Origin of the sequence: Actinoplanes sp. TBRC 11911, from assembly GCF_012933445.1 — a bacterium.
Lineage (GTDB): Bacteria > Actinomycetota > Actinomycetes > Mycobacteriales > Micromonosporaceae > Actinoplanes.
Window position 1 is genome coordinate 439,931 of record NZ_JABBNC010000001.1, and the last position, 14,733, is coordinate 454,663.

Sequence of the window (14,733 nt, forward strand, 5' to 3'; positions counted from 1 at the left end):
GACTTCGATAGACCGGATCGATGAACGTCACCAATGTCACGGGGGGCTTGACGGTGCTCTGCGTGCGCTCGGGCCGGCAACGGTGACTCGAGCACTGCCGGCTGTCACACGGCGAAGCCCCGCGCGAGCATGCGCGCGGGGCTTGGAGAGGGGTCGCGCCCGCTGGTCAGGAGGTCAGGTACGACTTGATGCGGTCGGCGGCCCGCTCGGCGTCGTCGGCCATGCCGTACAGGACGCCGGAGCCGCGGTGGGTCAGCCACGGGAAGCCGACCACGTGCAGGCCGGGCGCCTCCAGCGCGCCACCCTCGTGCTTCGGGACACCGGTCGGTTCGAGCATGTCGTCGGGCAGCCACGAGGTGTCCGGCAGCATTCCGGTGCACCACAGCACCGTGGAGATGCCCTCGGCCGCCGCGTCGAGCGTGGCCGGAGCGTTCGGAACGGTGTCGAGGGACTGTTCGGCCGCGTCGGTGTCGGCGGGGGGAAACTCGCCGGGCTGGCTCTCGATGTACTTGTCGATCTGAGCGCGGATGCGAGCCGCGACGGTGTCCGCGAACTCGATGTTGCCCGCGAGGTCGTCGGCGAACGTGAACCGTCCGCCGTCGGCACCGGTGAGCCGGCCGAGCAGGATCACGCCGTCGCGGGCCAGCTGCTGCAGTGCCACGGTGTGCCCGCCGTTCACGCCGCTGACCATGGTCTGCGGAGCGTTGCGCATCATCGGGGGCGTCTGCTCGGTCGGCTGGTTCAGGTTGCCGGTGACGGTCAGCCACTGGAAGATGTCCCGGCCACGGTAGCGGCGAGGCACCCGCCCGACCATGCTCGTGGAGAGGTAGACCTTCCGGCCCGCACGGCGCAACTCCTCGGCAAGCTGGGTGCCGGACTGGCCGCCGCCCACGACGAGCACCGCGCCGGCCGGCAGCTGTTCCGGACGGCGGTAGTCGACGGCGTGCAGCGCGGTCACACCGACGGGCAGCTCGGCCACGTCCGGGATGTGCGGACGCCGCAGCCCACCGCTGGCAATCACGACCGCCCGAGCGTGCCAGTCACCCTCCGTGGTGCTCAGCACGTAGCCGTCGTCCTGACGGCGCAGCTTGCCGACCTCCACGCCGGTGCGTACCGGAGCGCTGATCGACTTCGCGTACGAGTCGAACAGGTCGGCGGTGGCGTCGCGCGGGAGGAAGGCGTCCTGGTCGAATCCCCCGAGATCCAGGCCGGGAAGCCGGACCGACCAGGTCGGGGTGACCAGGGTGAAGCTGTCCCACCGCTGGGTGCGCCAGCTGGAGCCGACCACGTCACGCTCCAGCACGACATGGTCGATGCCCAGCGCCGACAGATGCCGGCTGGTCGCCAGGCCCGCGGGCCCGGCACCGACAACAATGGCGTCCGTACGGCGGTCGGTGCGCTGATCTTGAGCAGATGTCACTGGATGTTCCCTTCGTGGCACCGGGCCGCGTGGATGAAACGGTCCGCCACGTCTACGTCTCCTCGAACCACCGGCCGGCGATCCGAGAACCCCGAAGGGTTCAACCGCTAGAGGCGTAACCCCAGGGTGAACAATCTGTACGTGTCCGGAACCACACTCGGAGCGTCGGTCTGAGGGCGGGCGGCCAGGTCAGGGGTGGCTAAGGTCTTCGCCGTCTCGGGCGAGCGAGTGTAGGGGACGCAAAAGGCCTGCCGAGCAGCTCTCGAGTCTTTGCCCATTTTCGGCGCATTTATCCGAAATTTAGGCCTCTGGTATAGACGCGTGGGATCCAGGACACACGACGGTCTACGGCATGGCCCGGTGACGACCGGGGCGCGCAGCCCGGCGGTCGGGCCCCGCGCCGAACTGGCGCAAGGTGAGGCCGACGGCGACCGCCAGCATGGCCGTCGCCGTCAGCCAGACGATCGGCGCGCCCGTGACCGGCATGTGCGTGACGGGTGCGAGCACGGTCAACGTCACCTTCATCGTGCGTAGCGTGCCGTCGGGTGCCGCACCCTGCGCGACCAACGAGTGGCGGGCACCGGAGAACGAGAGCGGCAGCGTGACCTCTTTTGCGAACCTACCTTGGTCGCTGGTGGTCGCGCGGCCCAGCGGGATCGGCGTCGAATAGGCGGTAAGCGTGACCGTCGAATAGCGGGCGTAACCCGAGCCGAGCACCACGAAACTCCCGCCGGGCTGGATGACCGGAAGGTCACCGTGGTCGGTGGTCAAGCTCAGCGCGGTGCCCGGGACCAGCGGCGGCGAGGTCGGAGCCACAGCGATCACCGAGTTGCTCGGCGCGCTGGGCCGGGAGTCACCGGTCAGGGCGCGGGCGATGACCGTGTACGTGTACCGGACGCCGGCCACCGCGCCGATCACGCACGTGGTCCGGGATGTGGCGCAGGTGGCCGGCCCGGGCGAAGCCACCACGAGGTAACCGGTCACCGCGCGGTCGTCCGAGGCAGCCCAGGTCACGGTGACCGACGAGATTCCAGCGGCGGCAACGGGTGCGGCTGGAGCGGCCGGCAGGACGGGCGCCGGCGACGGGGACGCGGCCGCGGTCAGGGACGGCACCACGGTGGTCGACGACGAGGCGGGGGGCCAGGACGGCGCAGCCGGGGTAAGCGACGGCACCACAGTGGACGACGAGACGGAAGGCGACGGTGCCGCTGCGGTGGGCGACGGAACCACGGTGGGCGATGACGAAGGCGACTCAATCGGCGACGGCGTCACGCTTGGCGCTGAGGAGGGTGACGGCGACGGCTGGGGCACGCCAACGGGCGTGACATCGTCACTGATGGCGGACTCGAGTGAATCGCCGACCCGGTTGGTGGCGTGCGCGGTAAACCGGTACGTCGTCCCGTTTGTCAGTCCGGTCACCGCGCACGGCGACGACGCGCAGATGCCAGTGCGGCCATCAGGGGAGGACATCACCGTGTACGCCGTGACGGGCGCACCGCCGTTCGAAGCCGGCGCGGCGAAAGCAACGTCAGCGGCGCCGTCCCGGGCCGTCACCGCAACGATCGTCGGCGCTCCTGGAACGGTCGCCGGGACGACCGGCGCCGTGGCGGCAGACGGCGGCGAATCCCCGGCAGCGTTCGTGGCGAACACGGCAAACGTGTACTCGGTACCGTTCGCCAAACCGGTCACCACGCACGGCGACGACGCACACGTCCCGATCCGACCGCCCGAATCGGCTACCGCGGTATAGCCGGTGATTGGAGCTCCCCCGGTCGAGGCCGGCGCCAGAAACGACACCTCAGCACGCGCATTCCCGGCCGCCGCCGAACCAATCGTGGGTGCCCCCGGAACGGTCATCGGAGTGACCGGCCCCGTAGCCGCCGACGGCGCCGAATCCCCGACAGCGTTCGTGGCGAAGACGGCAAACGTGTACTCAGTACCGTTAGCCAGACCCGTCACCACACACGGGGACGACGCACACGTCCCGGTCCGGCCACCCGGATCCGCCACCGCGGTATAACCGACAATGGCTGATCCCCCGGTCGACACCGGCGCCACGAAAGACACCTGGGCGCGCGCATTCCCCGCCGTCGCAGCCCCAATCACCGGCGCCCCCGGGACGGTCGCCGGAATGACCGGCGCCGTGGCAGCCGACGGCAGCGAATCCCCAACAGCATTGGAGGCGAACACCGTGAACGTGTACTCCGTACCGTTCGCCAAACCGGTCACCACACACGGCGACGACACACACGTGCCCGTGCGACCGCCCGGATCCGCGACCGCGGTATAGCCGGTAAGTGAGGATCCTCCGGTCGACACCGGCGCCACGAAAGAAACCTCAGCGCGCGCATTCCCGGCCGCCGCCGAACCAATCGTCGGTGCCGCCGGAACAGTCACCGGAACGATCTGCGCCGTGGCGGCCGACGGCGGCGAATCGCCAACAGCATTTGAGGCGAACACCGTGAACGTGTACCCGGTACCGTTCGACAGACCCGTCACCACACACGGCGACGACACGCACGTCCCGGTCCGACCGCCCGGGTCCGCGACCGCCGTATAGCCGGTAAGTGAAGATCCCCCAGTCGACACCGGCGCCACGAAAGACACCTCAGCACGCGCATCCCCCGGCGTCGCCACCCCGATCACCGGCGCCCCGGGCACCGCGGCGGGGGTCGCCGAAGCAGACATACCGGAGGCCAGCGAGTCGCCGACGCGATTCGTGGCGTACACAGTGAAGGTGTAGTTCGTGCCGTTGGTCAGACCGGTCACCGTGCAGGGCGACGCAGCGCACGAACCGATTCGGTTGCCGGGCGATGCCACCGCGGTGTAGCCCGTAATGGGCGCGCCGCCGTCGTCGAGCGGGGGAACAAACGCGACCACGACCTGCCGATCACCGCGGGTCACGGCGCCGATGAGCGGAGCGTCGGGAACGGTCGCCGGGGTCACGGCGGGCGAGGTGAAAGCTGACAGCGGGGAGTCACCGGCGCCCGTGGTGGCGTAAACGGCGAACGTGTAGGCGGTGCCGTTCGTCAACCCGGTCACTGTGCACGGCGACGCCGTACACGTGCCGGTGCGGCCGCCGGGCGACGCCACCGCCGTGTACCCGGTGATGGTCAAACCGCCGCTGTCCGCGGGCGCGGTGAACGAAACGTCGGCGCGCCCGTCAGACGCGACCGCCGTGCCGATCGCCGGCGCACCGGGCACGACCGCGGGCGTGACCGACGCGGACGCGGACGACGGCGGGGAGGTCCCGGCCGAGTTGGTGGCCGTCACCGAGAACGTGTACGTCGTGCCGTTCGTCAGCCCGGTCACCGTGCAGGGCGACGCAGCACACGAACCGGTATGCCCGCCGGGCGAGGACTCCACCGTGTAGGCCGTGATCGATGCACCACCGTCCGACGGCGGGGCGCCGAACGCCACCGAAACCTGGCGATCACCTCGGGTCACCGCACCGATGACCGGAGCGTCCGGGGCCCGCGCCGGCGTCACGGGCGGCGATGACGCCGCCGATGGCAGCGAGTCGCCGACACCATTGGTGGCGTACACGGTGAAGGTGTACGCAACCCCGTTGGTCAAGCCCGTCACCGCGCACGGCGACACCACGCACGTGCCGCTGCGCCCGCCCGGGTCCGCGACCGCGGTGTACCCGGTGATCGGCGAGCCCCCGACGTTCGCGGGCGCGACGAATGAGACGTCGGCCCGCGCATCACCGCCCGTGACGGCACTGATAGTCGGGGCGCCGGGCACCGCCGCGGGCGTCACGGAGGCGGACGCGACCGAGAGTGACGAATCGCCGACCCTGTTCGTGGCGTACACCCGGAAGGTGTAACCCGTGCCGTTGGTCAGCCCGGCCACCAGGCAGGGCGACGAGGAACAGGTCCCGGTACGCCCGTCCGGCGCAGACACCGCGGTATAGCCCGTGATCGACGCGCCACCGTCGTCGGCCGGAGCGGTGAACGCGACCCGAACCTCGGCACCGCCGCGTGCCGGCGTGCCGATCACCGGAGCGTCCGGGACGGTGGCTGGAGTCACGGTGGGTGACGCCGCGGATTCCCCGGACGAGCCGACCGCATTCGTCGCGCGCACCGTGAACGTGTATCCGGTGCCGTTGGCCAGCCCGGTCACCGTGCACGGCGACGACGGGCATTGCGCGGTGAGCCCACCCGGAGCGGCCGTCACCGTATAGCCGCTGACGATCAGCCCGCCGTTGTCCGCGGGCGCGGCAAACGAAACGTCCGCCCGTCCGTTCCCAGCGCTGGCCGAGACACCGGTCGGCACCCCGGGCGCCGCAGCCGGCACCACCGTTGCGGACGCGGCCGACACCGGCGAGTCACCGACCCTGTTGGTCGCCCACACGGTAAACGTGTAGCCGACACCGTTGGTCAGCCCAGTCACCAGACAAGGCGAAGACCAGCAATGCGCCGTACGGCCGTCCGGATTAGACAGTGCCGTGAAACCGGTAACCACCGCCCCACCATCGTCGGCCGGCCCGGTGAACGCCACCGAGACTTCCTGGTCGCCGCGAGTAACCGCGCCGATCGTCGGGGCATCCGGTGTGGTGGCCGGGGTTTCCGCCGACGACCACGACGACGGCAGCGAATCACCGACACCGTTCGTGGCGTACACGTGAAAGGTGTAAGGGGTTCCGTTGCTCAGCCCGGTCACCGTGCACGGCGACGACGCGCACGTGCCCCGAAAATTGCCCGGCGACGAGACGGCCGTGTAGCCGGTGATCGGCGACCCGCCCGGGCTGGCCGACGGGGTGAAGGCCACGACGGCCCGCGCATTCCCGGCGGTGACCGCGCCGATGACCGGCGCGTCGGGCACCGCGGCCGGCGTAATCGAGCTGGACATTGCCGACGGTGCGGACGTGCCGGCCAAGTTGCTGGCGGTGACGGTGAACGTGTAACCGGTACCGTTGGTCAACCCGGTGACAGTGCATGGCGACGAAACACAAGTAGCCGTACGCCCGCCCGGCGAAGCGGTTGCGGTATAGCCGGTGATGGCCGCGCCGCCGTCATCGGCCGGGGCGGTGAAGTCGACCTGCGCCTGCGTGTCGCCACGCCACGGGGTGCCGATCACCGGCGGGTCCGGGATCGTCGCGGGGGTCACCGTCGCCGACGACGCCGACTCACCCGAGTCGCCCTTGCGGTTGGTGGCATGGACGGTGAACGTGTAACCGGTTCCGTTGGTCAACCCGGTGATCGTGCACGGCGACGAAACACAGGTTCCCGTACGCCCGCCCGGCGAAGCGGTCACGGTATAGCCGCTGATGGCCGCGCCCCCGTCGTCGGCGGGCGCGGTGAAGGCCACGTCGACTCTCGCATTGCGCTCGGTCACCGCCCCGATGGTGGGTGCGTCCGGCGACACGGCGGGTGTCGCCACCCAAGACGGGCTCGACTCGGCCGAGCTGCCGTTGCCGTTGGTGGCGTGCACGGTGAACGTGTACGCGGTGCCATTAGCCAGCCCGCCCACCACGCAAGGTGACGACGCACAGGTGGCGGTGTGTCCTTCCGGGTCCGAGGTCACGGTGAATCCGGTAACCGCCGCCCCACCGTCGCCGGCCGCGGTGAACGCCACCGACACCTGCCGATCGCCTTCGGTGACGGTGTCGACGGCCGGCGTGCCCGGCGTGGTCGAGGGCGTCACCGGGGACGAGGCGACCGACTCACCGGAGGTGCCGCCGCTTCCGGTCGCGTGCACGGTGAAGGTGTACGCCGTGCCGTTGGTCAGGCCGGTGATGGTGCAGGGGGACGCCGTACAGGAACCGGTTTTGCTGTCGGGTGTTGACGTCGCGGTGAATCCGGTGATGGTTCCGCCGCCCGTCACGGCGTGCGGGGTGAAGGCGATCGTCGCGGACGCGTTCCCGGCGGTCACCCCGGTGATCACCGGCGGATTGGGCGACCCGATCGGGGTGACCGCCGCGCTCGCCGCCGATTCGGCCGAGTTGCCCGCGCTGTTGGTGGCGTGCACGGTGAAGGTGTGCGCGATGCCGTTGGCCAAGCCGGTGACGATGCAAGGCGATGAAGAACAGGTTCCCGTACGCCCGTCCGGCGTCGACGTCGCGGTAAAGCCGGTGATGGTCGCGCCGCCGTCGTCGGCCGGAGCGGTGAAGGTGACCGTCGCCTGGGCGTCGCCCGCGGTCGCCGACACAGCGGTTGGCGAATCGGGTGCGGTGGCCGGTGTCACGGTGTGGGAGGCTGCCGATTCGGGTGAGTCGCCGGCGGCGTTGCTCGCGTGGACGGTGAAGGTGTAGGCGGTTCCGTTGGTCAGCCCAGTCACCGTGCAGGGCGAGCTGGTACAGGTGCCGGTCACGTTGCCGGGTGTCGAGGTCGCGGTGTAGCCGGTGATTGCGGTGCCGCCGTTGGAGGGAGGCGCGGTGAAGGCCACCGTCGCCGACCGGTTCCCGCGGGTCGCGGTGCCGATGGCCGGGGCGTCCGGGGTGACATCCGGTGTGACCGCCGGGGAGGCGGACGACTCCGTCGAGCTGCCCGCGCTGTTGGTGGCGTGGACCGTGAACGTGTAGGCGGTCCCGTTCGTCAAACCGGTTACCGTGCAGGGCGATGACGTACAGGTGCCGGTCTTGTTGTCCGGTGTGGACGTCGCGGTGTAGCCGGTGATGGTCGCGCCGTTGTTCGCCGGCGCGCCGAAACTGACCGTCGCCGCGGTGTCGCCAGCGGTCGCCGACACCGCGGTCGGTGCATCGGGGGCGTCGGCGGGCGTCACGGCGTTGGACGCGGCGGATTCGGCCGAGTTGCCGGCGGTGTTGGACGCGTGGACAGTGAAGGTGTAACTGGTTCCGTTGGTGAGACCGGTGACCGTGCACGGTGAGCTCGCACAGGTGCCGGTCACGTTGCCAGGCGTCGACGTAGCGGTATAGCCGGTGATTGCCGTACCGCCGTTGGAGGCCGGCGCGGTGAACGCCACCGTCGCCGAGCGGTCGCCACGGACCGCGGTGCCGATGGTGGGAGCGTTGTGCCGCACGTCCGGGGTCACCGGCGGGCTTGCGGACGACTCGCTGGAATCACCCGCGATGTTCGTGGCGTGCACGGTGAACGTGTAGGCGGTGCCGTTGGTCAGACCAGTCACCGTGCAGGGCGACGCGGTGCAGACGCCGGTTCTGCCGTCCGGGGTCGAGGTGGCCGTGTAGCCGGTGATGGTGGCGCCGTTGTTGGGTGGTGCGGTGAAGGTGACCGTCGCTTGGGCGTTGCCGGCGGTCGCCGACACCGCGGTCGGCGGGCCCGGTGCGGCAGCGGGTGTCACCGCGTTGGACGCGGTGGATTCCGTCGAATCGCCGTCGGCGTTGGTCGCGTGGACGGTGAACGTGTAGGCGGTTCCGTTGGTTAGCCCAGTCACCGTGCAGGGGGAGCTCAGGCAGGTGCCGGTCATGTTGCCGGGTGTCGAGGTCGCGGTGTAGCCGGTGATTGCGGTGCCGCCGTTGGAAGCGGGCGCGGTGAACGACACCGTCGCCGACTGGTTCCCTCTGATCGCGACACCGATGGCGGGCGCGTTCGGCACCACATCCGGGGTCACCGCCGCCGACGCCGACGACTCGGCCGAGTTGCCCGCGCTGTTCGTGGCGTGGACGGTGAAGGTGTAGGAGGTGCCGTTGGTCAGCCCAGTGATGGTGCAGGGGGACGCCGTACAGGAGCCGGTTTCATTGTCCGGTGTGGACGTTACGGTGTAGCCGGTGATGGTCGCGCCGCCGTTGGTCGCCGGGGCGGTGAAGCTGACGGTCGCCTGGGCGTTGCCCGCGGCTGCCGACACCGCCGTCGGTGCGCCGGGTGCCGCGGCCGGTGTGACGGTGTTGGAGGCGGCGGATTCCGCTGAGTCACCGGCGGCGTTCGTGGCGTGCACGGTGAAGGTGTAGGCGGTTCCGTTGGTCAGACCAGTCACCGTGCAAGGCGAGCTCGCGCAGGTGCCGGTCGCGTTGCCGGGCGTCGAGGTTGCGGTGTAGCCGGTGATCGCGGTGCCGCCGTTGGAGGCCGGAGCCGTGAACGACACCGTTGCCGACTGGTTCGCGCCGATCGCCGTGCCAATGGTGGCAGCGTTCGGCCGGACATCCGGAGTGACCGCCGTGGTCGCCGCCGACTCGGCCGAACTCCCGGCGCTGTTGGTGGCGTGCACGGTAAACGTATAGACGACGCCATTGGTCAGGCCAGTGACCGTGCAAGGCGAGCTCGTGCACGTGCCGGTCACGTTGCCGGGCGTCGAGGTTGCGGTGTAGCCGGTGATGGCCGCGCCACCGTTGTTCGCCGGCGCCGCGAAGGTGATCGCAGCTTGGGCGTCGCCCGCGGTCGCCGACAGGCCGGTCGGTGGTCCGGGCGCCGCGGCCGGTGTCACCGCGTTCGAGACGGCGGACTCGGCCGAGTCACCGGCGGCGTTGGACGCGTGCACGGTGAACGTGTAGCTCGTCCCGTTCGTCAGACCGGTCACCGCACACGGCGAGGAGCTGCACGTTCCCGTGGCCCCGCCTGGCGAAGCGGTCGCGGTATACCCGGTGATGGCCGTGCCGCCGTTGGAGGCCGGCGCGGTGAAGGACACGGTCGCCGACTGGTTCGCCCGGACGGCGAGGCCGACGGTGGGGGCGTTCGGTCGGACGTCCGGGGTGACCGCCGTGGTCGCCGCCGACTCGGCCGAGTTGCCCGCGCCGTTGGTGGCGTGCACGGTGAAGGTGTAGGCGGTTCCGTTGGTCAGACCAGTCACCGTGCAGGGCGAGCTCGCGCAGGTGCCGGTCACGTTGCCGGGCGTCGACGTCGCGGTGTAGCCGGTGATCGCGGTGCCGCCGTTGGCGGCGGGAGCGGTGAAGGCAACAGTGGCCGACCGATCGCCGGCGGCCGCGACACCGATGGTGGGAGCGTTTTGACGCACATCCGGGGTGACCGACGCGGATGCCGACGACTCGGCCGAACTTCCGGCGCTGTTGGTGGCATGGACGGTGAACGTGTAAGCGACGCCGTTGGTCAGGCCAGTCACCGTGCACGGCGAGCTTACGCAAGTCCCCGTCACGCTGCCGAGCGTCGAGGTCGCGGTATAGCCCGTGATGGTCGCGCCACCGTTGGAGGCTGGCGCAGTGAAGGAAACCGTTGCCTGAGCGTTGCCCCCGCTGGCCGACACCGCGGTGGGCACGCCGGGAGCCGCGGCCGGGGTCACCGCGTTCGAGGCTGCGGACTCCGCCGACACACCGGCGGCGTTGGTCGCATGGACGGTGAAGGTGTAGCTCGTTCCGTTCGTCAAACCGGTCACCGTGCACGGCGACGAGGCGCACGTCCCCGTTGCCCCGCCCGGCGAGGCGGTCGCGGTATAGCCGGTGATCGCGGTGCCGCCGTTCGAAAGGGGCGCGGTGAACGAGATGGTGGCCGATTGATTACCGCCGGTCGCGACACTGATCGTGGGCGCGTTTTGCTGGACGTCCGGGGTCACCGATGAGCTCGCCGACGACTCGGCCGAATTTCCCGCACTGTTCGTGGCGTGCACGGTGAACGTGTAGGCGATGCCATTCGTCAGGCCGGTTACCGTGCACGGCGACGACGTACAGGTCCCGGTCTTGTTGCCCGGCGTCGACGTGGCCGTGTATCCGGTGATGGTCGCGCCGTTGTTCGGCGGCGCGGTGAAACTCACCGCCGCCTGGGCGTTGCCCGCCCCGGCCGACACCGCGGTCGGCGCGCCGGGGGCCGCGGCCGGGGTCACCGCGTTCGAGGCCGCGGACTCCGCCGACGCACCAGCGGCATTGGTCGCGTGCACCGTAAACGTGTAGCTCGTACCGTTGGTCAGACCAGTCACCGTGCACGGCGAGCTCGCACACGTCCCGGTAGCCCCGCCTGGCAAAGCGGTCGCGGTATACCCGGTAATCGCCGTACCACCATTGGAAGCGGGCGCGGTGAACGACACCGTCGCCGACTGGTTCCCGCCGACCGCGACGCCGACGGTGGGAGCGTTCTGCAGGACGTCCGGGGTGACCGACGCGGACGCCGAGGACTCGGCCGAACTGCCCACGCTGTTGGTGGCATGGACCGTGAAGGTATAGGCGACACCGTTGGTCAGCCCGGTCACGGTGCACGGCGAACCGGTGCACGTGCCGGTCACGCCGCCGGGCGAGGCCGTCGCGGTATACCCGGTGACCGCCGCACCACCATGGGAAACGGGTGCGATGAAGGACACCGTCGCCTGCGCATTACCCGCGGAGGCCGACACCACGGTCGGCGCACCCGGAGCGGAAGCCGGCGTCACCGCGTTGGAGGCCGCGGACTCCGCCGACACACCGGCCGCATTGGTCGCATGGACGGTGAAGGTGTAGGCGGTTCCGTTGGTTAGCCCAGTCACCGTGCACGGCGAGGAGACGCACGTCCCGGTTGCCCCGCCCGGCAAAGCCGTCGCGGTATACCCGGTGACCGCCGTACCACCATTGGAAGCGGGCGCCGTGAACGACACCGTCGCCGACTGATTCCCTCTGATCGCGACACCGATGGCGGGCGCGTTCGGCACGACGTCCGGGGTCACCGCCGCCGACGCCGCCGACTCGGCCGAACTGCCCGCGACGTTCGTCGCATGGACGGTAAACGTGTAAGAGACACCGTTGGTCAAGCCGGTGACCGTGCACGGCGACCCGGTGCACGTGCCGGTCCCACCGCCCGGCGAGGCGGTCGCGGTATACCCGGTGACCGCCGCACCACCGTTCGAAGCGGGCGCGGTGAACGACACCGCCGCCTGGGCGTTACCGGCAGCCGCCGACACCGCGGTCGGCGCGCCGGGAGCCGTTGCCGGCGTCACCGCACCGGATGCGCTCGACTCCGCGGAATCGCCGACCGCGTTGGTCGCGTGCACGGTGAATGTATAGCCGGTCCCGTTGGTCAACCCGGTCACCGTGCAGGGCGACGACGCGCACGTGCCGGTGCGCCCGCCCGGAGTAGCGGTCGCCGTGTAGCCGGTGATCGCCGTACCGCCGGTGGAAGCAGGAGCGGTGAAGCTCACCGCCGCTTGCGTGTTTCCGGCGACCGCCGACACGGCCGTCGGCGGCCCGGGGACGGCAACCGGTGTCACGGCCGCCGAGGCCGCCGACTCCGCCGAGCTGCCCGCCGCGTTGGTCGCGTGCACGCTAAACGTGTACGAGACACCGTTGGTCAGACCGGTCACCGTGCACGGCGACGAAGCACACGTCCCGGTCGCCCCACCCGGCGACGCGGTAGCGGTATACCCGGTAATCGCCGCACCGCCGTTCGAAACGGGTGCGGTAAAGCTGACTGCCACTTGAGCGTTGCCCGCAACAGCCGAAACCCCCGTCGGCTGCCCAGGCGCGACAGGCTGAATCACCGCGGCCGAGGCCGCCGACTCCGCCGAGCTGCCCGCCGCGTTGGTCGCGTGCACGGTAAACGTGTACGAGACACCGTTGGTCAGACCGGTCACCGTGCACGGCGACGAAGCGCACGTCCCGGTCGCCCCACCCGGCGAGGCGGTCGCGGTATACCCGGTAATAGCAGTGCCACCGTTCGAAGCGGGCGCGGTAAAGCTGACCACCGCCTGGGCATTGCCCGCAACAGCCGAAACCGACGTCGGCACCCCCGGCGCCGTGACCGCCGTCACCGAGCTGGACGCCGTGGACTCGCTCGAGTTGCCGACGGCATTGGTCGCGTGCACGGTAAACGCATAAGAAACACCGTTGGTCAGACCAGTCACCGTGCACGGCGACGAAGCACACGTCCCGGTCGCCCCACCCGGCGACGCGGTCGCGGTATACCCGGTAATAGCAGTGCCACCGTTCGAAGCGGGCGCCGTAAAGCTGACCACCGCCTGGGCATTGCCCGCAACAGCCGAAACCGCGGTCGGCACCCCCGGTACGGCCACCGGCGTCACCCCGCTGGATGCGGCGGACTCCGCCGAGTTCCCCGCCGCGTTGGTCGCGTGCACGCTAAACGTGTACGAGACACCGTTGGTCAGACCAGTCACCGTGCACGGCGACGAAGCACACGTCCCGGTCGCCCCACCCGGCGAAGCAGTCGCGGTATACCCAGTGATCGCCGCACCGCCGTTGGAAGCCGGCGCCGTAAAGCTGACCGCCGCCTGCGTATTTCCCGCGGTCGCCGACACCGCCGTCGGCGCCCCGGGAAGTCCAAACGGCGTCACGGCATTCGACCCGCTGGATTCCGCCGAGTCGCCCGCCGCGTTGGTCGCGTGGATGGTGAACGTATAAGAAACACCATTGGTCAGACCAGTCACCGTGCACGGCGACGAACTGCACGTCCCCGTACGCCCGCCCGGCGAAGCAGTCGCGGTATACCCGGTGATCGCCGAACCACCGGTGCTGGCCGGCGCGTTAAACGCCACCGTCGCCGACTGGTCCCCCGCGGTGGCCGTACCGACCGTGGGCGTGCCGGGCACCCCGAAGAAGGTCAGCGAGACCGAGCCGTTGTTGGCACCGGCGGCGCCGCCGACGACCCCGCCGTTGGCCTGCGTCCCCACCGACGTCGTCGTCATGTATTGGGGTGAGGTCCAGGACCCGCCGCCACCGCCACCGCTGGTCAGCACTCCGACGACGACCAGCCCCCCGCCACCACCACCGCCGTAGCCACCGCCGCCACCACCGGCCTTCCACGTGCTGAGGGCGACGCTGGCGCCGGCACCCCCGGCCGCGATGCTGTCCGTGGCCGCGTCGGCCGTGCCCGGATAGCTGCCGCCGTTGAGAGGCAGCACCGAGCCTCCCCCGGCCCCGCCGGCGCCCGCGGCTCCCGGGGATCCACCCAACGGCCCGCCGCCGACCGTATCGGCGTCGCCGCCCTTGCCGGTGTTGCCGGCATTGGCCGCGTCGGTCCCGGCCCCACCACCGCCCCCGGCGATGACGAGCTTCGACAGCACGCCGGGCCCGACGGCGATGATGCCGGAACCGTCGCCGCCCTGCGCCGTGACGCTCGCGCTGTAGCCGCCGCCCGTCCAGACCGAGAGCGACGACGTTCCGGCCGGCCACGTAATGGTTCCCTGGATCAGCTTTCCCCTGCCGCCGGCCAGCGCGGCGGGCACCGCCGAGTTGGCCGCCCCGCCCGCACCGGCCACCGAGACCACGGCCCGGGTCGCACCGACGGGGATTCCGAGCTTGACGTTGCCGACGGCCGAGCAGGTGACCAGATCGCCGAGCACCGGCGTGGTCCCGGTGGTGCACGGTGACGCGGCGGCGACCGGCGCCGGCACCACGCACAGCCAGCCGGCGGCGAGCAACAAGCCGAGCAGGGCCGACCGCCACCGGAAACGCCGGTGCCGCCGACCGCTCGCCTGTCGATGCCGACCGGGCATGTCCCCTGATCTCCGCGCGTGAAGCTCATTTG

2 protein-coding genes are annotated in these 14,733 nt (G+C 70.6%); both read right to left on the bottom strand.

Features of this window, described 5'->3' with window-relative positions; genetic code table 11:
• Positions 1–166: 166 nt before the first annotated feature.
• Positions 167–1,420 (bottom strand): NAD(P)/FAD-dependent oxidoreductase, encoded by a 1,254-nt coding sequence (locus HH310_RS44650; RefSeq protein WP_169173597.1) that lies wholly within the window; start codon positions 1,418–1,420, stop codon positions 167–169.
• 345 nt (positions 1,421–1,765) lie between these two features.
• Positions 1,766–14,701: a fibronectin type III domain-containing protein gene (locus HH310_RS01935; RefSeq protein ID WP_169173598.1), complete on the bottom strand. Its 12,936-nt coding sequence runs from the start codon at positions 14,699–14,701 to the stop codon at positions 1,766–1,768.
• Positions 14,702–14,733: the final 32 nt, after the last annotated feature.